The organism is Rhodococcus sp. 2G, assembly GCF_001886355.1.
Classification (GTDB): Bacteria; Actinomycetota; Actinomycetes; order Mycobacteriales; family Mycobacteriaceae; genus Rhodococcus; species Rhodococcus pyridinivorans.
The window spans coordinates 3380719-3404255 of sequence record NZ_CP018063.1 but is presented as its reverse complement, the minus strand read 5'-3'; the positions used below and the strand labels follow the sequence as shown (position 1 = coordinate 3404255).

General features: G+C 65.5%; 22 protein-coding genes. 14 read left to right on the top strand and 8 right to left on the bottom strand.

What is annotated here, in order from left to right:
- The first annotated feature begins 47 nt into the window (after positions 1-47).
- The 6 genes from BO226_RS16050 (at position 48) to BO226_RS16025 (ending at position 5812) form a co-directional block, all read left to right on the top strand.
- Complete coding sequence (locus BO226_RS16050; protein WP_071935661.1) at positions 48-860, top strand: SDR family NAD(P)-dependent oxidoreductase; 813 nt, start codon at positions 48-50, stop codon at positions 858-860.
- Between the two features lie 159 nt (positions 861-1019).
- On the top strand, positions 1020-1967 hold the full coding sequence (locus BO226_RS16045; RefSeq protein WP_071935660.1) for an SMP-30/gluconolactonase/LRE family protein: 948 nt from the start codon (positions 1020-1022) through the stop codon (positions 1965-1967).
- A gap of 35 nt (positions 1968-2002) precedes the next feature.
- Positions 2003-2908 (top strand): SDR family NAD(P)-dependent oxidoreductase, encoded by a 906-nt coding sequence (locus tag BO226_RS16040; RefSeq protein WP_071935659.1) that lies wholly within the window; start codon positions 2003-2005, stop codon positions 2906-2908.
- A 41-nt stretch (positions 2909-2949) separates the two neighbouring features.
- Entirely contained in the window at positions 2950-4200 is a 1251-nt protein-coding gene (locus tag BO226_RS16035; protein WP_071935658.1) for a cytochrome P450, read from the top strand.
- Between the two features lie 9 nt (positions 4201-4209).
- Positions 4210-4530 (top strand): 2Fe-2S iron-sulfur cluster-binding protein, encoded by a 321-nt coding sequence (locus BO226_RS16030; RefSeq protein WP_071935657.1) that lies wholly within the window; start codon positions 4210-4212, stop codon positions 4528-4530.
- A gap of 1 nt (position 4531) precedes the next feature.
- Positions 4532-5812, top strand: coding sequence for an NAD(P)/FAD-dependent oxidoreductase (locus BO226_RS16025; protein WP_071935656.1), 1281 nt, complete (start codon positions 4532-4534; stop codon positions 5810-5812).
- Between the two features lie 66 nt (positions 5813-5878).
- Here the strand turns inward: BO226_RS16025 and BO226_RS16020 are convergent, their stop codons facing one another.
- The 5 genes from BO226_RS16020 to BO226_RS16000 are packed head-to-tail and all read right to left on the bottom strand — an operon-like array spanning position 5879 to position 10984.
- On the bottom strand, positions 5879-6583 hold the full coding sequence (locus BO226_RS16020) for a GntR family transcriptional regulator (RefSeq protein WP_083543656.1): 705 nt from the start codon (positions 6581-6583) through the stop codon (positions 5879-5881).
- A gap of 33 nt (positions 6584-6616) precedes the next feature.
- Entirely contained in the window at positions 6617-7924 is a 1308-nt protein-coding gene (locus tag BO226_RS16015; protein WP_071935655.1) for a CaiB/BaiF CoA transferase family protein, read from the bottom strand.
- Positions 7921-9021 (bottom strand): acyl-CoA dehydrogenase family protein, encoded by a 1101-nt coding sequence (locus tag BO226_RS16010; protein ID WP_071935654.1) that lies wholly within the window; start codon positions 9019-9021, stop codon positions 7921-7923. The genes BO226_RS16015 and BO226_RS16010 overlap by 4 nt, the downstream gene beginning before the upstream one ends.
- Positions 9018-10175 (bottom strand): acyl-CoA dehydrogenase family protein, encoded by a 1158-nt coding sequence (locus BO226_RS16005; protein WP_071936476.1) that lies wholly within the window; start codon positions 10173-10175, stop codon positions 9018-9020. Before BO226_RS16005 ends, BO226_RS16010 begins: the two co-directional genes overlap by 4 nt.
- Positions 10172-10984, bottom strand: a complete 813-nt coding sequence (locus tag BO226_RS16000) for an enoyl-CoA hydratase-related protein (RefSeq protein ID WP_071935653.1) — start codon at positions 10982-10984, stop codon at positions 10172-10174. The genes BO226_RS16005 and BO226_RS16000 overlap by 4 nt, the downstream gene beginning before the upstream one ends.
- Before the next feature lie 69 nt (positions 10985-11053).
- Here BO226_RS16000 and BO226_RS15995 point away from each other — a divergent pair, with 69 nt between their 5' ends.
- Entirely contained in the window at positions 11054-11866 is an 813-nt protein-coding gene (locus tag BO226_RS15995; RefSeq protein ID WP_232237970.1) for an SDR family oxidoreductase, read from the top strand.
- A 59-nt stretch (positions 11867-11925) separates the two neighbouring features.
- Positions 11926-12264, top strand: a complete 339-nt coding sequence (locus BO226_RS15990; protein ID WP_232237969.1) for a VOC family protein — start codon at positions 11926-11928, stop codon at positions 12262-12264.
- Between the two features lie 62 nt (positions 12265-12326).
- Here the strand turns inward: BO226_RS15990 and BO226_RS15985 are convergent, their stop codons facing one another.
- Positions 12327-13097 (bottom strand): IclR family transcriptional regulator, encoded by a 771-nt coding sequence (locus BO226_RS15985; RefSeq protein WP_071935650.1) that lies wholly within the window; start codon positions 13095-13097, stop codon positions 12327-12329.
- Between the two features lie 213 nt (positions 13098-13310).
- Here BO226_RS15985 and BO226_RS15980 point away from each other — a divergent pair, with 213 nt between their 5' ends.
- The 5 genes from BO226_RS15980 to BO226_RS15960 are packed head-to-tail and all read left to right on the top strand — an operon-like array spanning position 13311 to position 20324.
- Entirely contained in the window at positions 13311-14510 is a 1200-nt protein-coding gene (locus BO226_RS15980; protein WP_071935649.1) for a Rieske 2Fe-2S domain-containing protein, read from the top strand.
- Between the two features lie 40 nt (positions 14511-14550).
- Positions 14551-15735 carry an acyl-CoA dehydrogenase family protein gene (locus BO226_RS15975; protein WP_071935648.1) on the top strand — a complete coding sequence of 395 codons (1185 nt, stop codon included), beginning with the start codon at positions 14551-14553 and terminating at the stop codon, positions 15733-15735.
- 28 nt (positions 15736-15763) lie between these two features.
- Positions 15764-16675 carry a VOC family protein gene (locus BO226_RS15970; RefSeq protein WP_071935647.1) on the top strand — a complete coding sequence of 304 codons (912 nt, stop codon included), beginning with the start codon at positions 15764-15766 and terminating at the stop codon, positions 16673-16675.
- Positions 16672-18327, top strand: a complete 1656-nt coding sequence (locus BO226_RS15965; RefSeq protein ID WP_071935646.1) for a flavin-containing monooxygenase — start codon at positions 16672-16674, stop codon at positions 18325-18327. Before BO226_RS15970 ends, BO226_RS15965 begins: the two co-directional genes overlap by 4 nt.
- Positions 18327-20324, top strand: a complete 1998-nt coding sequence (locus BO226_RS15960; RefSeq protein ID WP_156895221.1) for a flavin-containing monooxygenase — start codon at positions 18327-18329, stop codon at positions 20322-20324. Before BO226_RS15965 ends, BO226_RS15960 begins: the two co-directional genes overlap by 1 nt.
- Positions 20325-20637: 313 nt before the next feature.
- Here the strand turns inward: BO226_RS15960 and BO226_RS15950 are convergent, their stop codons facing one another.
- Together BO226_RS15950 and BO226_RS15945 are read right to left on the bottom strand one after the other, a co-directional pair.
- A complete protein-coding gene (locus BO226_RS15950; RefSeq protein WP_071935644.1) occupies positions 20638-21846 on the bottom strand; it encodes an NADH:flavin oxidoreductase in 1209 nt (402 codons plus the stop codon).
- A 54-nt stretch (positions 21847-21900) separates the two neighbouring features.
- A complete protein-coding gene (locus BO226_RS15945) occupies positions 21901-22545 on the bottom strand; it encodes a TetR/AcrR family transcriptional regulator (protein ID WP_071935643.1) in 645 nt (214 codons plus the stop codon).
- An 80-nt stretch (positions 22546-22625) separates the two neighbouring features.
- Between BO226_RS15945 and BO226_RS15940 the strand changes: the two genes are divergently transcribed.
- A complete protein-coding gene (locus BO226_RS15940; protein WP_071935642.1) occupies positions 22626-23474 on the top strand; it encodes an SDR family oxidoreductase in 849 nt (282 codons plus the stop codon).
- Positions 23475-23537: the final 63 nt, after the last annotated feature.

The window sequence follows — 23537 nt, the reverse complement described above, 5'->3', positions numbered from 1 at the left end:
AATGGGTGGTGTCGCGGGGTGCGCCACCGGACAGGGAAAGGCGTCGCATGCGGTTGGAGGGGAAGGTCGTCGTCGTCACGGGAGCCGGCAACGGTATCGGACGACAGACAGCGTTGACGTTGCTCGAGCGGGGAGCCAGGGTCGCGCTCGTCGATCTGAAAGGGGAGTGGTTGCGCGAAACGCAGGTGCTCGCCGGTGACCGGGGCGCACAGGTCTCGCTGCACGTCGTGGACGTCACGGATCGGGTGGCGGTGGATGCGTTGCCCGCAGCCGTCCTCGCCGAACACGGACGGATCGACGGACTCGTCAACATTGCCGGCGTCATCCATCGGTTCGTCCCGGTTCTCGAGCTCGAACGGAGCGAGATCGAACGTGTTCTGCAGGTCAATCTCTGGGGTGTCGTCAACATGTGCCTGGCGTTCGTGCCCGAGCTCCGGCAGCGACCGGAGGCCTCGCTGGTGAACATCGCCAGCCTGTCCGGTCTCGTCCCGTTCGCCGGACAGACGGTTTACAGCGCCTCCAAGGGGGCGGTCAAACAGTTCAGCGAGGGCCTGTACCAGGAACTCTCTGATACCGGTGTGGTGGTCACGACGGTTTTCCCGGGCAACATCAGTACGAATCTCAGCGGCAACTCGGGCGTGAAGATGGTCGACGCGGGTGGTCGTAAGGTGCGTGCGACGACGCCCGAGCGGACGGCGGAGCTGATCGTCTCCGGGATGGAGAAGGGTAGCTTCCGCGTGGTCATCGGCCAGGACGCGAACGTCCTCGATCGACTCGCCCGTCTCGTGCCTCGGTGGACGACGAATCTCGTCGCCAGGCAGATGAAGAGTGTGCTCCGGACGCACCCGGAAGGAAGCTGACCGCTCAGCGGGATGCACCCCGTACAGGCGGTTTTCCGGGACCTAGGGTCCCTCATGAACGCAGTTGTGACGTAGTTCACGGCCCTGTGGGTCGTTCTCGTCACGTTGGCAGAACCACCGTGGACACCTTGCGCCCGGTCCCTCACTGGAAGGCACGACATGACCAACGTAGTTGCCGACACCGCCGCCGCTGTCGCAGAGGCGAAGGCGCGCATCGTCGAACCCCGCAAGATCGCGAGCGGGTTCTCGTGGCCCGAGTGCCCGCGCTGGCACGACGGCGCCCTGTGGTTCACCGACATGTACACCTCGACACTGAAAACCCTCGACGCTGACGGCAACGCGACGGTCGTCGTGGACGCTTCGGGCCGTCGTGCAGGGACCGACGTGCCGATCCACCTCGGCGGTTTCGGATGGCTCCCGGACGGCCGGCTGATCGTCACCTCCATGCGTGAGAAGCTCGTCCTCGTCCACGGCGGGAAGGGACCCGACGACCTCGAGGTACTCGCCGATGTCTCCGCACTCGCGCCGGCCCCCATTAACGACATGGTCGTCGATGCGGAGGGCCGCGCGTACGTCACCCAACTCGGATTCGACCTCTTCGCCGGTGCCGAACCGGTGGCGTCCCCGATCATCGTCGTCGAACCCGACGGCACCGCACACACGGCTGATGAGGTCGGCCCCCTGTTGTGCGCCAACGGTATTACCATCAGCGCGGACGGAACGAAGGTCTTCACTGCCGAGGTGACGGCGCAGAGGCTGACGGTCATCGATCGTGCGGCCGACGGCTCACTGTCCAATCCTCGTCCGTTCGCCGCCTGCCCGTTCCTTCCCGACGGGATCGGGCTCGACGCCGAAGGCGGCGTGTGGGCGGCGATGCCCGGCAGCGGTTACGTGGCCCGCTTCACCGAGGACGGCATGACGGACGCCGTTCCGGTCCCGCTCGAGAACGGCGTCGCTTCTGCGTGCCTGCTCGGTGGTCCCGACCGCACCACGCTCTACATGACCGTCGGTGTCGAGGTTTTCGACTTCGAGAAGTCCGCACGAGAAGCACTGGGAACCATCTGGGTTGCAGACGTTTCCGTGAGCGGCGGCGAAACCCGTCCCTGACCCCGATCACTTCCCACCATATTCGAGGACAAGTCATGACATTGGATTTCAACGACCGCGTGGTCGTCATCACCGGAGCAGGTCGTGGAATCGGCCGCGCTCACGCCGAACTGCTGGCCGCGCGTGGTGCCGCCGTGGTCGTCGGTGATCTCGGTGCCACGATCGACGGCTCCGGGATCGACGGAGACGACCCGGCAGCGGAGGTCGTCGCGGCGATCACCGCGGCGGGTGGACGTGCCGTCGCGTGTGCCGCCGACGTCGCGACGGAGGAGGGCGCCCACGCCCTCGTCGACATCGCCCTGGCGGAATTCGGCCGACTCGACGCCGTCATCAACAACGCGGGCATCGTGCGCACGGCGCCGTTCGACGAGGTTCCGTACGAGGAGTACCAGCGACATCTCGACGTGCACTACTTCGGTGCGCTCCGGCTGTGCCGTGCGGCATGGCCGCACCTGCTGAAGTCACCGGCCGGCCGCGTGGTCAACACCATTTCCCAGGCAATGCTCGGTAATCCCGACATGGCGCACTACGGCGGATCGAAGGGCGCGCTGTTCGGCCTGACCCGCAACCTGGCGGTGGAAGGGCTGGCATCGGGAGTGAAGGTCAACGCCATCGCGCCCGGTGCGGGTACCCGGATGGCCGAGGCGTCTGCGGACACTCTCTCGCCCGAAGTGATGGAGTACATGCGCACGCAGTTGCGTCCCGAGCACGTCGCTCCGGTCGCTGCGTACCTGGTCCATCCGGACTGCACCGTCACCGGTGAGGTGTTCAACGTCGCCGGCGGCATCGTCAATCGTCTCGCCCTGGTCAACACGGTAGGCATCCACGACCCCGATCTGACGGTCGACACGGTCGCCGAGCGGATCGAGGACATCATGGCGATCACCGCCGACGCTGTGCCGCAGATCGTCGCCCCCCTCGAGGATCCCGTCTCGTCCTGAGCGGAATATCCCGACATCGGTTCAGCACCAGGAGAATTACAGTGAGCTCAACGGAAACCTCCACGACTCCCACCGATCAGGTGGTCGACACCTCCTACCCGTTCGCGGCCGTCCCCCCGCAGGACGCCGTCCAGCGCTACGTCGCCATCTCGGCCGAGCGGCCCATGACCAAGATGACGATGCCGATCGGCGGCGACGTCTGGGTCATCCACCGGAACGCCGCAGCCCGCGACATGCTCAGCGATCCTCGCTTCGTCCGGAAGCCCTTCCGGACCGGCGAGCGGGCCGTGCCCTACTTCGTGGAGTTCCCGGACTTCCTGAAGTCCACGATCCAGTTCGAGGATCCGCCGCACCACACCAAGCTCCGCAAGCTCGTACAGAAGTCGATCTCCCCGAAGCGTGTGCGCGCCATGCGGGAATCGGCGGTCGAGTTCGCGAACGAGCTCATCGACGCCATGGTGGCCAAGGGTAACTCGGCGAATCTGGTGAACGACTACGCCGTTGCGTTGCCGATCCAGATGCTGTCCAACCTGCTGGGCGTTCCGCCGGAGGACCGACCGAAGTTCCAGAAGTGGAGTGCCGCCACGCTCGCGGTGGCGAACATGCCCGAGGACGAGGTCGTGCAGAACATGACCGAGCTCTTCATGTATCTGACCGCGCTGATCGATGACCGGCGCAAGAATCCCCGGGAGGATCTCCTCAGCGATCTGGCCAACGCGCCGGACAAGGACGATTCGCTCACCGACGGCGAGATCCTGCCCATCGCGATGATCCTGATCGTGGCAGGATTCGACAACACGGCGAACTTCATCTGTTCCGGGGTCCTGTCGCTCCTGAAGAACCCCGACCAGTTGGCGGTTCTTCTCGAGGATGTCGACGCCGTGGCACCTACCGCAGTCGAGGAGATCCTTCGCAACGGCCGGATGGCTATCTACGACACGGTAGCGGGAGGCGGTGGGCTGGTTCCGTTCGTGGCCACCGAGGACGTGGAGATCGACGGCCAGGTCATCGCCGAGGGCGAAGCGGTGCTCGTGGATCCCGCTTCGGTCAATCACGACGCGGTGGCGGTCGCAGACCCCGGTACCTTCGACGTGCGCCGGAAGGACAATCCGCATCTCACGCTGAGTTACGGTTTGCATCACTGCCTCGGAGCGCCACTGGCACGAATGGAGATGCAGGTCGCGATCAGCGAACTGTTCAAGAGATTGCCGGATCTCAGGCTCGCGGGTGAGGCTGTGGTGGACGACGACAACCTCACACAGCCCATCACCGTTCTTCCGGTCACCTGGTAGGGATTCGACATGCCCAAAGTCTTCTATGTCCAGCCCGACGGAACTGAACGCGTGATCGACGGTGTGGCCGGCGATTCCGTGATGTCGACTGCCGTCCGTAACGGTGTGGCCGGAATCGTGGGGCAGTGCGGTGGGTCGCTCTCGTGCGCGACCTGCCATGTCTACCTCGCTGTGGAGGACCAACAGCATTTCGATGCTCCTTCGGAAGACGAGGACGACATGCTGGACTGCACCGCCAGCGATCGCGAGGACTCGTCGCGGCTGTCGTGCCAGCTGATTCTCAGCGAGGGTGTCGATCTGCACGTGACGATTCCGGATGAGCAGGCGTGAGATGACCGGACACGGGGAAGGCGCCGACGGACTGCCACGCAGTGTGGTGGTCGTCGGCGCCTCGCACGCGGCGGTGCAACTGGCCGATCGGCTCAGGCTCGGCGGTTACACCGGGCCCCTGACGTTGATCGGCGACGAGACGCACCCGCCCTACCACAGGCCGCCGCTGTCGAAGGCGTGGCTGAAGGGGGAGGTGACGCCGGACCAGCTGGTGCTGCGTGCCGCGGAACATTACTCGGACAACGAGATCGAAATGCTCCTGGGGGCGACGGTACAGCGGGTCGAGCGTGACGGCGACGGTGTCGCACTGCATCTCCAGCGATCCGATGGGTCCGTCGAGACGCGCACGTTCGATCGACTCGTGCTCGCCACCGGCGCTCGGGCGCGGCGATCGGACATTCCGGGTTCCGATCATCCGGATGTCCTGGTGCTGCGTGAACTCGACCATGCGCAGCGGCTGGCGGACCGTGTTGCCGCCGGGCCGGTGGTGGTCATCGGAGGTGGTTTCGTCGGTCTCGAGGTCGCCGCCACACTCCGGGGACTGGATGTCGCTGTCACGGTCGTGGAGGCGGGCCGGCAGTTGATGGGCCGTGCGGTCGGAGCAGGAACGGCCGAGTTCCTGCTCGCGGCGCACCGCGAGATGGGTGTGGACGTCATCCTCGATGCGAAACCCGTCGCGATCACACTCGACGGCGACCGGGTACGTGCGGTCCGTCTCGACGACGGCCGCGAGATCGCCGCAGCGACAGTGCTCGTGGGTATCGGTGCGGAGCCACGCACCGAACTCGCCGAGCAGCTCGGACTCGCCTGTGACCGTGGCATCGTGGTGGACGAACGTTGTGCGACCTCGGACGGGCACATCCTCGCCATCGGTGACTGCACCGTGCAGGAGACGGGCGGGGGAGCGCGGGTGCGTCTGGAATCCGTCGACAGCGCGGGCACGCAGGCCGACACGGCGGCCGCCACGCTGCTCGGACGGGAGGTGCCCGTCCGGCCGGTGCCGTGGTTCTGGTCCGACCAGGGATCGTGGAAGATCCAGATCGCCGGGAGGATCGATGGGCACACGGAGGTGGTGGTCCGTACCGATCCGAGCAAACCGCGTCGCCGCGTCACGCTCTACTTCGAGGACGACCAATTGCTCGCCGCCGAGTGCGTCAATGCGCCCGCCGACTTCGTCGCATTGCGGTCGGCGCTCGCGCGCGGGTACCGCCCGTCCCGAGAATTGTTCGCGGACGAGACGGTTCCGTTGAAGAAGCTGTTGGGCGCCGTCCGTTCGTCATGAGGTGACCGACGAGCCGGCCCGGTGAGCATACGCGCCGGGCCGGTTGTCATGTGTGGAAGGCGCGAGTTACGAGCCCTCGCGAGTGGTGTTCCGCAGCAGCATGTTCGTCCCCGCTTCGCCACCGCGCCGATGCTCGTTCATCAACGCGATCAGGCGCTCGTTGTCGTGATGGGCAAGCGCGTCGATCATGGCATCGTGTTCTGCTATCACGCGTCGTCGTACCTCGGCATCGAAGAGATAGGCCGCGTGATACGGCATCGCGAGGCGCCACAATCGGCGGATCTCCGACACGACCAGACGCAGCGGGGAACGGTCGAACATCGCGAAGTGGAAGTCCTGGTTCGCCAGGCGCATCTCGAGCAGATCCCCGCGTTCCGCCGCCTCCGCGACGCGCTCGCCCAGCATACGGATCTCGGCGAGCGTGTCGGCGTCGAACACGGGAAGGGACGCCAGTACCTCCCGCTCGAGCGCATGGCGCATCAGATAGATCTGGTCGAACTCGGACTGTTCGAGCCGGACGACCGTGTACCCGACGTTGCGACGGTGTTCGACGAGACCTTGCGAGGCGAGCTGGCGGAGTCCTTCCCGGATCGGGAGTCGGCTGACTCCCAGACGTTCGGCCATCAGTTCCTGCCGGACCGGCTGGCCGGGCAGCAGGTCGCCGGTGACGATCAGCCGCTCGATCTCGGTTGCGACCCATTCGGCGCCGCGAACGGCCGGGGAAGGACCGGTTCCGGCGCTGTCACCTGCCCGCGTCGATCGTCGGCTCACCTCGTTCCTTCCTGCAGTCTCGCTCCGAGTCGTTTACGGCCGGCCCGGTCGTGAACGCCCCAACGTGCCCGCGGCGCGCAGCGCGTCGACGGCCTCCATGCTGTACCCCATCGAGTGGAGCACCGCCGCGGTGTCCGTTCCGAGAGGAACTGCAGTCCGGGGTGTGCGTGTCGCGGTTCGTCCGAGCTTTATCGGCACACCCAGGCCACGATAGTCGACGGTGTCGATGAAGAGCCCACGGTGAACGGTCTGGGGAGCGGTCAGGGCCTGGTCGACGGTGTTGACCGGGCTGGCGGCGACACCGGCGCGTTCGAGTTCGGCCGCGAGGTCGTCGCGTTTCCATCCGGCGACGAGTCCACCGAGCACGTTCGCGAGTTCGTCGCGATTGTGCGAACGCACGCCGTTGGAGACGAATCGCGGATCGTCGGCGAGATCCGGCCTGCCCAGGACGGTCACCAAGGAGCGGAACTGCCGGTCGTTGGCGGCGCTGATGAAGAAGTCGCCGTCGAGGGCGGCAAAGACCTGATACGGCACGACCGTCGGGTGATAATCGCCCGTGCGCTGCGGCACCTTCCCGCTCGAAACCCAGTTCGAGGCGTGGGGGTGCAGAAGCGAGATGACCGAGTCGAGAAGGGTGATGTCCACGAGTTGCCCGTGCCCGCTGCTGTCCCGTTCCCTGAGCGCGAGCAGAATACCGCTGACCGCCATGTGGGACGCCACGATGTCGACGATCGGAACTCCGACGCGCAAGGGATTGCCGTCGGGATAACCGTTGACGCTCATCAAGCCACCGAAGGATTGCAGAACCGCGTCGTATCCGGGTAGGCCGCCCATCGGACCGTCGACTCCGAAGCCGGTCACCCTGCAGTACACCAGGCGGGGGTTCTCCTCGGCCAGCACGGTCTCGTAGTCGAATCCCCAACGAGCCATCGTGCCGGCTTTGAAGTTCTCGATCACCACGTCGGCGCCGCGCAGCAGGTGCGAGAGCACCTCACGGCCCGCATCCGTCCGGAGGTCGAGACAGATGTTGTCCTTGCTGTGATTGAGGCCGGCGTAGTATGCGCTGCTCTCGCCCGAATCGTCGAAAGGCGGTCCCCAGCCGCGGGTTTCGTCGCCCGACGGTGCTTCCACCTTGATCACCTCGGCGCCGTGGTCGGCGAGAGTCTGGGCGGTATACGGCCCGGCGAGGACCCTGCTGAGATCGAGTACGCGGAGTCCGGCGAGCGCGCCGATTCCGGTGTTCCGATCGGCCGCCCGCCACGCGGCGCGACCGTCGATCACCGAACTGCCGTCGACGGTCGTCGCTGCGGACGTGTGGCCTGGGGAAGTGGAGACGTTCATGCCGGGCTCCTGTGCGTTGTCGGTGCGGTGTCGTGCTCTGATCGTGTTCCGGTGACGACATCCCACACGTCGATGCCGTCGTCGAGGATGCGGCTCGCCAGGTCTTCTGCCCAGAACTGTTCGGAGCCGAATCGGTCGCGCCAGCTCCACAACGCGGTGGTGAAACGGCCGAGGCTGTGTTCGGAGGTCGTGCCGATGGCACCGTGGATCTGATGGCCGGCAGCAGCGACGGAGTGCGCGGACATCGCGGTCACCACCTTCGCGGCTGCTGTCGTGAGCCGGCCGATCTCCGGGTCGGCGTACGTGGCGATCGCGGAGTCGACGGCGATCTCCATCATCGTGGTCCGGGCGGCGAGCTGCGCGAGTTGCTGCTGAACGGCTTGGAATTTCGCGAGCGGACGTCCGAATTGGGTGCGCTCGGACGCGTAGCGGACGGTGTGATCCTGTACCGCGGCGGCCGCAGCCGCCGTGGAGGCCGCGTAGGCCAGAGCGCCACGGTGCAGGAATCCGGTGAGGGAAACCGGTGAACTCCCGTGGAATGCGACGGGTGCATCCCGGAAAACGATGTCGGCGTAGGACACACCGGTCAGGTCGGTTTCGGCCGAGATCTCGGCGTCGCTCCCGGACATGGCCACGACGGCGACCGAGGAACCGTCCGCGCCGGGTTCCGGGGGGAGGATCACGACGAGGGTGTCGGCGTCGGCCGCATAGGGCACCCCTGTCACGGCGCCGTCGAACAGCAGGGTGTCGCCGTGACGGTGGATCGAACAGTGCGCATCACCTTCTGCCACGGTCGCGATCTCGGAGGTCAGCACGTGTCCCGCTGTGGCAGCGAGCCAGGCTGCGAGGATGCCGTGCTCGACGAGGGGCACCAGTGCGCCGTGCCGCGCTGCAGTCGTCACGACTGCGAGTGCGTCGCCGAGTGCCGCGCCACCCCCACCGGCAGCTTCCGGTACGCCGACGGTGACGAAGCCGCCGTCCGCGAGGTGCGTCCAGAGGGCGCCGGACATGCCTTCGGCCGGCGTCTCCGGATCGACACCCACGTGCTCGATGATCGCCGCGGTGGTCTCCGCCAGCTCGGTGGTGAACTCGCTCATCGAACCCCCAGTCCGCGCGCGACGATCCCGCGCAGAATTTCGTTGGTGCCACCCCTGAGGGTGAACACAGGTGTGTGCAGAACGCTGTGGGCCAGCATGCGCGCGAGCGGGTCGGCTCCACCGCGCCGGGCGACGAGGGCGCTCGAGGCTCGCACGGCTTCGACCAGATCACCCTCGAACGTCGACCCTAGATCCTTCACCATCGCAGCGAGTACATCCGGCTTACGGCCGGCCGTCAGTTCGGCCGCGACTTGCAGGGACATGCGGCGCAGCGCCCACGCTCGTGCGGTGAGAGTGCCCAGCGTCTGCCGTTGTTCGGCAGTGGCCCCGGTCGCTGCGAGGCGGGTTGCCCATGCGCGCAGCAGAGGCATCGTGCTCAGATAGCGCTCGGGTCCGGATCGTTCGAACGCGAGTTCGCCCATGACCTGTGCCCAGCCGTTTCCGCGCCTGCCGAGCAGAGCCGACGCAGGCACCTGCGCGCCGTGGAAGACGACCTCGTTGAAATGTGCCTGTCCGTCGATACTCCGCAAGGGGCGGATCTCGATGTCGGGGTGGGGGAGGTCGACGACGAACTGGGACAGACCGCTGTGGCGGTCACCCGGTTGTCCGTCGGTGCGGGCGAGCACCACCATCGCGTGCGCGAGGTGGGCTCCGGTCGTCCAGACCTTGGTTCCGGTGATCGTCCACGAATCGCCGTTGTCCACGGCGCGGGTGCGCACCGCGGCCAGATCCGATCCTGCGTCGGGTTCGCTCATGCCGATCGCGAAGAACGAACGTCCCGAGGCGATTCCGGGGAGATATCGTCGCTTCTGCTCCTCGGAGCCGTTGGCGAGGATGCTCGGGGCCATCTGGCGGTCGGCGATCCAGTGCGCCGCGACGGGAGCGCCGTGCGCAAGCATCTCCTCGCTGACGACGAAGCGCTCGAGTGGGCTGCGTCCGTGTCCGCCGTACTCCGTGGGAATGGTCATGCCCAGCCAGCCGCGTCCGGCCACGCGAGCGCTGAAGCCGGGATCGAATCCGGTCATCCAGCTGTCGGTGTCCGGTACGAACCCGCCTGTGGCGCTCTCGTGGGACAGGAAGGCTCGTACTTCGGTACGCAGGTGCTCGAGCTCGGATTCGATCCCGTCGAGGTGCTCGGTCCCCGTGGCGGTCATGAGCGGCTCGGTCCTCGCGACGACCACGATGCCCGGCCCTTGCGGGCCATCGACCACATCTGTACGCCGCGTTCGATCTCCAGCGCCGACTCCCAGCTTACGGCGGGCGGCCCCAATTCGAGGCGTGCGCTCGTCATGATGCGTCGGGTCAGTTCGGGATCGGCGGCGGCCGTGCGGGTCAACTCCTCGACGGTACCCGGTATGTCTTCGGCGGCCACCGCGGTGTAAGCGAGTCCTCGCGCCACGGCTTCGGACCCGGTCAGGGACTGGCCGCATGCGGCGAGCGCGATCGCCGCCGACCAGCCCATCGCGCGTCCCAGCAGAGAGATATGGCCACCACCGGGATGGATGCTCCGGGCGGAGAAACCGCTGTCGAGGACGGTGTCGGGCGTGACCACCATGATGTCGGCGGCCATGGCGAGGTTCAGGCCTGCCCCGACAGCGCCGCCGACCACGACGGCGATCGTCGGTACCGGTAGCGATCCGATCCGCACGAAGGCGTTGTAGACCGCCGACGTGCGTTGCACTGCTTCGGGAGATGCCGGATCCGCAGACGAGGATGCGAGGTCGCGAGTGTCGGCACCGCTGCAGAAATAGCTGCCGCGGGCGTCGATCACCACGGCGCCGATGGCCGTGTCGGATTCGACCCGGTCGCAGAAGGCTGCGATCTCGGCGGCCATCTCCAGGGTGATCGCATTCTTGCGGCGCGGATTGTTCAGGGTCAGGCGGGCGACGCCGTCTGCGACGGAGCAGAGAATCGGTTCGGCCGGGCCTGCGCCCAAGTCCGAATCGGGTGAGATCTGGGTCATGCGGAGACTCTAACAGATACGCAGCGATTATTGGATCCAATATTTGTTGACAAAAAATAGTCGACTGTTGTGCACTGGGCCACACCACGATTCGTCGAATCTTGTCGACGGGAAGGAGTACCTGTGTTCAGTCTTGCCGGACGCATCGCGCTCGTCAGCGGTGCCGGTCAGAGTGTCGGTGAAGGAATCGCGAAGGTCCTTGCACGGCAGGGGGCGTCGGTCATCGTCAACGACCTGTTCGCAGATCGGGCCGAGAAGGTCGCCGCGTCGATCGTCGAGGAGGGGAACGCGGCGATCGCATCGGCGTTCGACGTCACCGATTACGACGCCACGCTCGAACACGTACGAGCGGCGGAGAAGGAACTCGGCGGCCACGTCGACATCGTCGTCAACAATGCGGGCGTCGCGGAAGGACGCGTGATCAAACCGTTCCGCGAGCTCTCGCCCGAGGAGTGGCGCGCTCCGATCGATCTCAACATCTACGGCGCGATGAATTGCATCAAGGTCGCCCTCGACGGAATGTGCGAGGCCGGCTGGGGTCGGGTCGTCCAGATCTCGTCGGGTTCCGCACGCACGGGTCAGAACATCAATCAAACGATGTACGCCACGGGTAAGAGCGGTATCGAAGGGTTCATCCGGCACCTGGCGGCCGAGACCGGGCAGTACGGTGTGACCGCGAACATCGTGGCGCTGGGTCATCAGAAGAACCTCGAGGACAAGATGAGTCCGGAGATGATCGAGCAGATCCTCCGGACCATCCCGATCGGCCGCCTGGGCGATCCCATCGAGGTCGGCGCATTCTGCGCCTACCTGGCCTCGAACGAGGCCGGCGGAATCACCGGTCAGACGCTGGACTTCAACGGCGGGTCCCAAACGCGATGACCGTACAGAGTCCGGATACGCAGACGTTGCTCTCACTCACTGCGCTGAGAGTCGCAGACTTGGAACGATCGACCGAATTCTACATCCGGGGATGCGGATTCGTGCACGACAAGGATCTGGACACCCCCACCTTCCGTGCGTCGATCGTCCGGGCCGGTGCCGCAGGTCTCGAGCTCGTCCTGCCGACGGGCGCCGACGCGGAAACCCCGCACGATCACGGCCACATGTTCGTCAAGATCGTGTTGAACACCGACGACGTCGAGGGGAGGATGGCCGACGCATGTAGTCAAGGTGGCGTCGAGGAGACACCGGCGACGAAACTCGAGGCGTACGGAATGGTGATCGGCACGGTCCGCGACCCGGACGGCTATCTCGTGGAGTTCGTGCAGCGCGGCTGATCCGAACTCGTCGACGCGACGGCCGGCGCGGGGCACACGTGTCCCGCGCCGGCCGTCGTCCGCTAGTGCCTCGAAAGATCTGTCGCGACGCAGCGCTGCCAGATCTCGCCGGCCAGAACACGCACGGGCCCGATCATCTTCTGATGATCCAGCACGCTCACGGGGGCACACACGGACAGCGCTGCGAGATTCCCGTACATGTGATCGGGCGGACCGATGGACACCCCGACACAGGCCGTGCCGGGGAACGCCTCCCCACGGTCGAACGCGGCGCCACGGTCACGCACCTGAGCCATCTCGTCCTCGAAGCGGCTCCGTCCCGAAGGTGCTGTCGCGGGGCCGGTCCGGGCACCGTCGGGAGAGTGCTGGGACGAGACCGCCGAGTACGCCATGATGACCTTGCCCAAGGCGGTCGAGTGGGCCGGCACCCGCTGGCCGACGGCCGTCGGTGTCGACCCCGAGGTGCGTCCGTTCACCTTCGCCAGGTAGACGGTGTCCCCGCGGTCCACGACTCCCAGCTGCACCGTGAACCCGGTGCGATGAGCGAAGGCATGCATGAGAGGGCGCGCATGATGCAGGAGCCGGTTCTGATTGAGTGCTGCCTGGCCCATTTCGTACGCCTTCACTCCGAGCTCGTACGTCTGCTCGGGCGATCTGGCGAGCCAGCCCGCATTGGCCAGCTGTTCCAGCAGGCGGTGTGCCGACGATCGGGGGAGCCCGGTGCGCGCTGTGACCTTGGCCAACGTCATCGGGCCCGTGCTCAGTGCCTCCAGGACCAGGGAGATCCGGTCTACGACGGACACGGGCAGCCCATCGGTGCGTGACGTACTCACTTCTCCTCCTGACACCCCTAAGTGTGATGTGCGTCACGGTACCTTCGGTGCGTCGAGCGCGGCAACTTCGGGCCGACCGTGCCAGGCGGCCCCTCGTTCGTCGAAACTACCCTCCCGTTCTGCGGGAGACGGACATCACAGCGGCGTCCCGGTTCTTGATTCTGGTCACTGTGCGACGGGTGAGTTGTCGCGATCAGCCGACCAGGAGGCACCGTGGGTTCCATAGATATCGAAGATCAGGTCCGCACCATCGATGCCGGCACGCCGCCGGAGCGCTATGCGCGGGGATGGCACTGCCTGGGACTCGTGCGCGACTTCGCGGATGGCAAGCCTCATCAGGTCGACGCGTTCGGGACAGCCCTCGTGGTGTTCGCCGGAGAGGACGGCAAGATCAACGTCCTCGACGCCTATTGCAGGCACATGGGCGGAAACCTGGCACAGGGATCCGTGAAGGGCAACACCATCGCCTGTCCGTTCCACGACTGGCGCTGGCGTGGTGACGGTAAGTGCGCCGAGATTCCCTATGCGCGTCGCGTCCCGCCGCTTGCCCGCACCCGGGCATGGCCGGTAGCGGAAGTGAGCGGTCAGCTCTTCGTGTGGCACGACCCGCAGGGTGGCATGCCGCCTGCGGAGCTGGCCATTCCCGAGATTCCCACCTTCGGCGACCCCGGCTGGACCGACTGGGTGTGGAACTCGATCGAGGTGACCGGATCCCACTGTCGCGAGATCGTGGACAACCTCGTCGACATGGCGCACTTCTTCTACGTCCACTACGGGATGCCGACCTACTTCCGAAACGTGTTCGAAGGCCATACGGCTACCCAGGTGATGCGGTCCCGGCCTCGGGAAGATGCCGTCGGCGTCAGCCAGAGCACCAACTACAGTGAAGAAAACCAATCCGACGCAACCTATTACGGTCCCTCGTACATGATCGACAAGCTGTGGAGCGGCGGCCGTGATCCCGAGTCGACGCCGAACATCTACCTGATCAACTGCCATTACCCCATCTCCCCGACCGCCTTCCGCCTGCAGTACGGCGTGATCGTCGAAAGGCCCGCGGGAATGCCTCCGGAGCAGGCGGAGCAGATCGCCCAGGCCGTCGCCCAGGGCATCGCGATCGGATTCGAGCAGGACGTCGAGATCTGGAAGAGCAAGTCGCGGATCGACAATCCCCTCCTGTGTGAGGAGGACGGTCCCGTCTATCAACTACGGCGGTGGTACGAACAGTTCTACGTCGACGTCGAGGACATCCGACCCGAAATGGTCAACCGCTTCGAGTACGAGATCGACACCACGCGCGCACTGACGAGCTGGCAGGCCGAAGTCGACGAGAACGTCGCTGCCGGACGTAGTGCCTTCGCCCCGAACCTCACCCGGGCTCGTGAGACGGCCTCCGCCGAATCGGGATCCTGACCCCCAGTTCCGCATCACTACATACCCTCCTGGAGAAACCATGAGTTACGAAGTGCTCGACAACATCGTCGCGATTGCCGACGAGATCCGAGCGGGGGCCGACGACTCCGACCAACTCGGTCGGCTGACGAACGACATGGCCGCCGGTCTCCGGCAGTCCGGCATCATCCGGCTGCTGCAGCGGAAGAAGTACAACGGGTACGAAGCACACCCTCGTGAGTTCGCCGAGACGGTGATGAAGACCGCCAGCATCTACGGTTCTGCAGGATGGGTCGGCGGGATCGTCGGTGTCCACCCGTGGCAGCTCGCCTTCGCCGACCCCAAGGTGCAGGACGAAGTGCTCGGCACCGACGCCGACACCTGGCAGGCGTCTCCCTACATGCCCGGGGGTATCGCAGTTCCCGTCGACGGTGGATACCGGATGTCGGGACGGTGGCAGTTCTCGTCCGGAACCGATCACTGCGACTGGATCTTCCTCGGCGCGATGACCGGCGGTGAGGACGGCGCCCCCATCATGCCGCCCGTCAGTCTGCACGTGATCCTCCCGCGTTCCGATTACGAGATCGTCGACGACTCGTGGGATGTCGTCGGGCTTCGTGGCACGGGCAGCAAGGACATCGTGGTGAAGGACGCGTTCATTCCCGAGTACCGGGTGATGGACGGCGGGGCTGTGATCGACGGGACAGCGGCCAAGGAGTACGGAGTCACCGAGACCCTGTACCGGATGCCGTGGTCGACGATGTTCCCGCTCGGCATCACCTCCGCCACCATCGGGATCTGTGAAGGCGTGCTCGCGGCCGGTCTCGACTATCAGCGCGGCCGTGTGGGTGCGGCGGGAACGGCGATCAAGGACGATCCGTACGTCCTGCATGCACTCGGTGAAGCGGCCGCAGAGATCGACGCGGCCCGCCAGCAACTCTTGGCGAACGTCGATCACATCTGGGATCTCGTCGACTCCGGCAAGGAGGTCGACTTCGAAACCCGTGCCATGTCGCGGCGCAATCAGGTGCGCTCCGCCTGGCGGGCCGTCCGTGCTGCGGACGAAATCTTCGATCGCTCGGGCGGGAATGCGCTCCGCGTCGACAATCCGTTGCAGCGGTTCTGGCGGGACGCGCACGCAGGCCTGCACCACGCCATCCACGTCACCAGCACCACCTATCACGCGTCGGCCATGGCCTCCCTCGGAATCGACGTTCCGGACGGGCCCCTCCGCGTGATGATCTGACACTTCTTGCGTACTCGAAAGGAATTCTGTGACTGAGATCAAAAGCCTCGGCTACGTCCGCGTCCAGGCCACCGACATGGCGCGCTGGCGCGAACTCGGTTTCGACGTACTCGGTTTCGCGCCGGGCACCGGTCCGGAGGAGGACGCACTGCACTTCCGAATGGATGAACGCCCGGCCCGGATCACCGTCGAACCAGGCGACACCGACCGCGTGACCGCAGTCGGCTGGGAGGTCCGGGACGGTACCGGTCTGCGGTCCCTCGCGGACCGCCTGACGACTGCGGGGTACGACTTCGAGGCCATGCCGTTCGAGACATGCGAGCGACGGCGAGTCGAAGGTGGACTGGTCATGAAGGATCCGGGCGGTACACCGCTCGAATTCTTCTTCGGGCCGGCTCTCGATCACAGTCCCGTCATCACGCGCTACGGCCAGAAGTTCGTGACCGGGGCACAAGGCCTCGGGCACGTGGTCATGCCTACCACCGCGTTCGACGAGTCGTTCCATTTCTACACCGACGTGCTCGAATTCCTTCCGCGCGGGGCGTTCCGGTTGCCGACGCCTCCCGGTATGGATCCGATGCGGATCCGGTTCCTCGGTGTCAACCAACGCCATCACAGTCTGGCGCTCATGCCCAGCCCTGAGGATCGAGACCCGGGACTCGTTCACGTGATGGTGGAGGTCGACTCGCTCGACGCAGTCGGTCGTGCCCTCGATCAGGTGACCGCCCGGGACTTTCCGGTGTCGTCCACGCTGGGGCGCCACACCAACGACAAGATGGTCTCATTCTACGTTCAGGTCCCCGGCGGATGGGACATCGAATACGGCACCGAAGGCATGCTCGTCGACGAGACCTACTACACGGCCGAAGAAATCACCGCGGACAGCTACTGGGGCCACGAATGGTTGTGGGCCAAGCAGATGAAGGAAGCGTCCGTATGATTCCCGCAACGCCTTCGAGCGATGTCGATGCCGTCGTGATCGGTGCCGGCATCTCCGGGCTCTATGCTGTCTACAAGCTCCGCAATCGCGGGATGACCGTCCACGGCTTCGAATCCGCTGCGGGAGTCGGAGGAACCTGGTTCCACAACCGCTATCCGGGTGCCCGCTGCGACGTCGAGAGCATCGACTACTCGTACTCCTTCGACGAGGAACTGCAGCAGGAATGGACATGGTCCGAGAGGTTCGCCACGCAGGAAGAAATCCTCGCGTATCTCGAACACGTCGCCGACCGGCACAACCTGCGTAGCGCTTTCGAGTTCCTCACCCGGGTGGTGTCGACCGTGTACGACGAGGAGTCGGCACGGTGGACCGTCACCACCGATACCGGACGATCGGTTACGGCGCGATTCTGCGTCATGGCCACAGGGGTGTTGTCGGCGACGAACCGACCCGACATTCCCGGTCGCGACACCTTCGCCGGCGAGTCCTACCACACCGGTGAATGGCCCCACGAGCCGGTCGAATTCGCAGGCAAGCGCGTCGGCGTGATCGGAACCGGTTCGTCGGGCATCCAATCGATTCCTGTGATCGCAAAGGACGCGGACCACGTGTTCGTCTTCCAGCGGAGCCCGAACTATTCGATCCCGGCCGGCAACCGACCGCTGACCGCCGAGCAGATCGCCGAAGTCAAGGCGACGTATTCGGAGCGCCGACGACTGGCACGGATGAGCGGTGGCGGCACACCGTTCACCCCGTACCCGAAAGGCGCGATGGAGGTCGACGAAGCCGAGCGTCGCAGGGTGTACGACGAGTGGTGGCAACGCGGGGGATATCTCTTCGCGAAAGCGTTCCCGGACCAGACGACCAACCTTCGGGCGAACGACACGGCGCGGGAGTACGTCGAATCGAAGATTCGGGAGATGGTGAAAGACCCGGAGATCGCCAACCAGTTGATCCCGAACGACCATCCCATCGGAACGAAGCGCATCGTCACCGACGACGGGTACTTCGAGACGTTCAACCGTGACAATGTGACGTTGGTGAATCTGCGCACCACTCCGATCGTCGAGATCACCGAAGACGGTGTGCGCACGAGCGGACAGCACTATGCGCTGGACATGATCGTCTTTGCGACCGGGTTCGACGCAATGACGGGTGCGCTGGCCAAGATCGATATCCGCGGTCGCGGCGGGCGTACCCTCCGTGAGGAATGGTCCGCAGGACCGCGAACCTATCTGGGGCTCGCGTCCCACGGATTCCCCAACATGTTCTTCATGGTGGGTGCGGGAAGCCCGAGTGTGCTGGCGAACATGGTGCTCATGGCAGAGCAGCAGGTGGACTGGATCTCCGACTGCCTGGACCATCTCGACGAGCACGATGCCGCCTCGATCGAACCGACCGAGCGGGCCGTCGAGGAATGGGTCGCCGAGTGCAACGAGAAGGCCGCCGGCACCCTGTTCCCCTCGGCGAACTCGTGGTACATGGGCGCCAACATTCCCGGCAAACCACGGGTGTTCATGCCGTACATCGGTGGATTCGCGAACTACGGCACCATCTGTGCCGAGATCGCGGCAGCCGGTTACAAGGGATTCGAGATCGCGCAGCGAGGGGCAATCGAGACACCCACCGAACTCTCGTCGAAGAAGGGTTGATGATGACCGAGACGATCTCCCTCGGCTCGAGTGCCGAGGACCTGGAGGACCGCGAAAGCCGGCTGCATGCCGCCATCGACGTATGCGATCCGGCACCGCTTCTCATGTCCCTGGTCCACGCCACCGGCGACACCACGCTGCTCGATGAGTTCGCCCCACGCCTGACGATCAGCGAGCCTGGCAACCACTATCGCACCGGGACGCGTCCGACGACGCCGCCGGGACAGTACCCGGACGACGTGGTCGCCGATATCCGGGCGCGCGCCCACGAGCTGCTCACGCCGGACGCCGACGACCGGCTGGGTGTTCCCGACCCGGAGCTGTTCCTCCGCATGGCGACGGTCGCGACCTCGGAGCGCGTCGACGAGGAGTTCGTTCCGATTCTCCGCGAGCAAGCAGGGTTCGTCCTTTCCGAACGCTGCGTCCCGGTCACACGGAAACCGACCCCGGAATTCTCCGTGATCGTGATAGGTGCCGGGATCGTCGGCATCAATGCCGCGATCAAGCTCGGCGAAGCCGGCTTCACCTATCGCGTGTTCGAAGCCCGTGACGAGATCGGCGGAACCTGGTCGCGCAACACCTATCCCGGTGCTGCCGTCGATACACCCAGCCACTACTACTCGTATTCGTTCGAGCTGAATCCAGGATGGTCCAAGTACTACCCGACGGGTACCGAATACCAGAAGTACCTGAAGGGTGTCGTGGACACCTACGGAATCGCGGAGAACATCTCCTTCCGTACGCGGGTGCAGTCCGCGCGGTGGCTCGACGATCAGCACGTATGGGAGGTCACCGTCGAGTCCGCAGACGGGACTCGCGAGGTTCATCGCGCCAAGGCCGTCGTGACCGCCCTGGGGATGCTCAACTCTCCGAACATCCCGGATGTCGAAGGTATGGATACCTTCGGCGGCACCATCGTGCACACGGCCGAATGGGACGAGAGCCTCGACCTCACCGGTAAACGGGTCGTCGTCCTCGGGACCGGATGCACGTCCGTTCAGGTGGTCGCGAGCATCGTCGACCGGGTGAAAACGCTCGACGTCGTGGTCAGGTCACCGCACTGGATCGTGCCGGAAAAGGCTGTCGTGAACGAAGTGCCGGAGGGCGAGAAGTGGGCGCTGGCACACCTTCCGCGGTACCACGAGTGGTTCCGGCTGCGCTCGTACTGGTTCGCGTCCGACAACCTCTACGTGATGCCGCGCATCGATCCGGAGTGGGCGCAGGCGCACTTCTCCGCTTCGCCGGCGAACGAGATGGTGCTTCAGACAGCGTTGAACCATCTGCAGGCCAACTTCCCCGACCGGCCGGATCTCATCGAGAAGCTGACGCCCGACTTCCGTCCCTACAGCAAGCGGATCGTCAAGGACCCCGGCTTCTTCGCGGCGCTCACCCGTGACCACGTGACCCTGCATCGCGCGTCGTTCCGGGAAGTGACACCGGAAGGTGTGGTCACGACGGAGGGCACCTTCGTGCCCGCGGACGTCATCGTTCTCGCGACGGGTTTCAAGCTGGAGTTCACGACCTCGATCGACATCGTGGGGACAGAAGGACGTACCCTCGCCGAGCAGTGGAAGGGGGGCGACGACCCTCGGGCGTATCTGGGCATCCAGGTGTCCGGTTTCCCCAACCTCTTCGTCACCGCGGGGCCGAACTCGGCGCCCAATCACGGTGCCGGCCACAACATCCTCAGTGAGGAACACGTCCACTACATCGTCGAGTGTCTGCAGTACCTCGTGGAGAACGGGCATGACGCGATGGATGTGCGGCAGGAGGTGCTCGACGAGTACAACCGCAAGGTCGACGAGGCGCTGGACAAGACCGTGTGGGTACACCCGGGTGCGCAGACCACCGGCTACTACCGAAACAGCGAGGGACGCGCTGTCGTGCCGTGCCCGTGGCGACTGGTCGACTACTGGACACTACTGCGCGAGCCGCATCCCGAGCACTTCGAGTTCTCGGATCCGGCGCCGGCGGACGGTCGGGAAGGTCCGTCATGACAATGCAGGAGTTGGCCTGTAACCGATGTGGACTCGGGGTGCTGGTCGAGAAGTTCAGCCCTGCGCATACGTCGATCCAGTGGGCATCCGATACGTCCGAGTGCCCGGTAATCTCCCAGGGCAACCCCGCTATCGGAGTCCACCGGCGGGAGTGCAACGCTCTTCGGGACAGTATCGATCGCGCGGTCGCGCGGAGTGTACTCACCGAAACGCACCTCGACCTGCCTGCCGGACCGGATCTACCTCGCCTGCATTGAGAGCAGGGAAACGGCCCCGCCGCGAAACATCGCGACGGGGCCGTTTCGGCGTGTTCTCAGGCCGGGGAATCGATTACCAACGGGCACCGCGTGCCCGTGAAGATGCTGGCCGCGCACCGGTTGCAGTGGATGCACAACGACCGTGTGTCGCGATCCCGCTGAATCTGTGCGATCAGATCCGGTTCGCGCAGCAGTGCTCGGGCCATCGCGACGAACTCGAAGCCTTCGCGCATCGCGACCTGCATTCCGTCGAGATCGGTGATGCCGCCGAGGAGTACGAGCGGGAGGTCGAGCTCGTCGCGGAACTGGCGGGCGTACTCGAGGAAGTACAGCGGTTCGTACGGATAGTGCTGGAAGACGAAATTGCCGAACATCTTCATCCCGAGTTGCAGGATCGGAATCTGTGTCTCGGCCATCTCGCGTAGCGGTACGTCTCCGCGGAACAGGTACATCGGGTTGAGCAGCGACGACCCACCGGTCAGTTCGAGTGCATCGAGATGCCCGTCGGACTCGAGCATCTTCGCGAACGGCAGGGATTCGTCCAGCCAGAGCCCGCCCGGCACCCCGTCGGCCATGTTCATCTTGGCAAGGACCGCTATCTTGCCGTCTGCCGCTTCGGCGACGGCGGCAAGAATGCGGCGCGCGAATTCGGCACGGTTGGACAGGGATCCGCCCCAGCGGTCCTTGCGGCGGTTCACCTTCGGGCTCAGGAACGAACTGGCGAGGTAGTTGTGCCCCAGGTGGACTTCGACCGCGTCGAATCCGACCTCACGGGCGTATCGTGTCGCATCGCCGTGGGCGGCGATGATCCGTCGGATGTCGTCCTCGCTCGCCTTCCTGTCGATACTCATCGACAGGGGATTGGGGCGCGCGGAGGGCGCCAGCGAGGGGAGTCCGTTCGATCGGGAGTTGGCCACGGGACCGGCGTGGCCGATTTGTGCGGACACCTTCGCGCCGGTGGCGTGCACGGCGTCGGTGAGACGCAGGAGCCCGTCGAGGGCCTCCGGGCGCCAGTAGATCTGATCCTTCTCGGTGCGCCCTTCGGGTGCCACCGCCAGGTAGGCGACGGTGGTCATGCCGACGCCCCCTTCACCGACCCTGACATGGAAGTCGACGAGGCGGTCGCTGACCAGGGCGTCGGGGCTGGCGCCCTCGAAGGTTGCGGACTTGATGATTCTGTTGCGCAGTGTGATCGGTCCGAGGCGCGCAGGCGCCAGCGGATCGACCGTGGGCGCGGACGCTGGTTCGGGGTCGACTGTCGTCATGGTGATCTCCGGATTCTCGGGCTGTGAGAGGACTTTCGGCCGTCCGGTGCTGATTCAGACGGACCGTGCCGACGAGCGGGGAACGATGTCCATCCAGCGCAGCATCGCGTCGACGGCGTCGGCGGGATCCCCGTGTGCGCCCTCTTCGGCCCACTCCGTCAGGGCTGCGAACGACGCGGCCTGGTATGCGGTTGCCAACGCGCGCGCGATCGCTGCCGGGACTTCGGGGACGCGTCGGCCGATGTAATCGGCCAGTTCGGTGATCCATGGCCGGTATGCTTCCGACGACATCGCGGCGAGTTCGGGTGTGCCCGCGATGAGGCGGAGCCAATCGCGTCCGACGCGCTGGATGTGCGGACGATGCGAGATCGATTCGACGATCGCCGTGCGTACGGCGTCGGTCAGTGGGGCGGTCTCGGGTGCGACGGAGAGAGATGCGCGCAGACGTTCGGTCGCGGGGGCCACACCGATCCAAGCGATCGCGGACTTGACGGAGAAGTGCCTGATGAGGGTGCGGGCACTGACCCCGGTCGCTTCGGCGAGGTCGTTCCAGCTGGTGTCGGCGTATCCCTGTCGGGACCAGAGGTGGAAAGCCGCCTCGGCGATCGCTTCGGTATCGATGACGGACGGCCGGCCACGCCTGCGTCCGCCCGCCGATTCGGTGGATGTCGTTGGCGGATCGGAGGATTCCTGGCGCACATTTCGAGGACACCATTTTTGTCCTACTATGTCAAATATCGATCGCCGTAGATCCGGTACGCAACAACGAAGGAGACGACGTGGGCGTCTATGTGGTGACAGGATCTGCATCGGGCATGGGGCGCGCCGTCGCAGAACAACTTCGCGCCGCCGGGCACACCGTCATCGGTGTCGATATCGGGGAGGCGGAGGTCGTCGCGGACCTGTCGACTCCTCAGGGCAGGAAGGACGCCATCGCGAACGTGCTCGAGACCGCCGAAGGCCGGCTGGACGGTGCCGTGCTCGCTGCGGGTCTCGGGCCGGCGCCCGGACCTGAACGTCCCCGGCTGATCGCGGAGGTCAACTACTTCGGGGTCGTCGACCTTCTGGTGGGCTGGCGTGCGGCCCTCGATGCAGCGGGCAACGCCAGGGTGGTCGTGTTCTCGAGCAATTCGACGACCACCACACCCGCTGTCCCGGGTCGGACGATCAAGGCTTTCCTGAACGGTGATGCGGACAAGGCGGTGCGATCGGTCCGGCTGTTCGGCAAGGTTGCGCCGTCGATCATCTACGCAGCTTCGAAGATCGCCGTCAGCAGATGGGTTCGCCGCACCGCCGTGCGGCCGGAGTGGGCGGGCGCCGGTATCCGGCTCAACGCTCTGGCGCCGGGAGCGATCATGACACCGCTGCTGGAGAAGCAATTGTCCACGCCGTCCGAAGCGAAGGCGATCCGCTCGTTTCCCGTGCCGGTCGGTGGCTTCGGTGATGCCGGACAACTTGCCGCGTGGGCGGTCTTCATGCTGTCGGATGCCGCGGATTTCCTGTGTGGCAGCGTAGTGTTCGTCGACGGCGGTTCCGACGCGTACTTCCGTGCCGACGACTGGCCCCGGTCGGTTCCGGTTCGTCGGCTCCTGTCCTATCTGGTTCGGTTCCGTCGATCGGTGAGGTAGCCGACGTGACCTCCCGCACAACGGGAGGGAACGGTCCGTTCGTGCGAGGTGCGTCATAGCTTC

Bases quoted from the DNA above. Each gene is read 5' to 3' on its own strand.
- BO226_RS16005 (WP_071936476.1), bottom strand. From the start codon at position 10,175: ATGACCGCCACGGGGACCGAGCACCTCGACGGGATCGAATCCGAGCTC.
- BO226_RS15975 (WP_071935648.1), top strand. From the start codon at position 14,551: ATGAGTTACGAAGTGCTCGACAACATCGTCGCGATTGCCGACGAGATC.
- BO226_RS16050 (WP_071935661.1), top strand. From the start codon at position 48: ATGCGGTTGGAGGGGAAGGTCGTCGTCGTCACGGGAGCCGGCAACGGT.
- BO226_RS16025 (WP_071935656.1), top strand. From the start codon at position 4,532: ATGACCGGACACGGGGAAGGCGCCGACGGACTGCCACGCAGTGTGGTG.
- BO226_RS16010 (WP_071935654.1), bottom strand. From the start codon at position 9,021: ATGAGCGAGTTCACCACCGAGCTGGCGGAGACCACCGCGGCGATCATC.
- BO226_RS16040 (WP_071935659.1), top strand. From the start codon at position 2,003: ATGACATTGGATTTCAACGACCGCGTGGTCGTCATCACCGGAGCAGGT.
- BO226_RS16015 (WP_071935655.1), bottom strand. From the start codon at position 7,924: ATGAACGTCTCCACTTCCCCAGGCCACACGTCCGCAGCGACGACCGTC.
- BO226_RS15965 (WP_071935646.1), top strand. From the start codon at position 16,672: ATGATTCCCGCAACGCCTTCGAGCGATGTCGATGCCGTCGTGATCGGT.
- BO226_RS15950 (WP_071935644.1), bottom strand. From the start codon at position 21,846: ATGACGACAGTCGACCCCGAACCAGCGTCCGCGCCCACGGTCGATCCG.
- BO226_RS15960 (WP_156895221.1), top strand. From the start codon at position 18,327: ATGATGACCGAGACGATCTCCCTCGGCTCGAGTGCCGAGGACCTGGAG.
- BO226_RS16030 (WP_071935657.1), top strand. From the start codon at position 4,210: ATGCCCAAAGTCTTCTATGTCCAGCCCGACGGAACTGAACGCGTGATC.
- BO226_RS16045 (WP_071935660.1), top strand. From the start codon at position 1,020: ATGACCAACGTAGTTGCCGACACCGCCGCCGCTGTCGCAGAGGCGAAG.
- BO226_RS16000 (WP_071935653.1), bottom strand. From the start codon at position 10,984: ATGACCCAGATCTCACCCGATTCGGACTTGGGCGCAGGCCCGGCCGAA.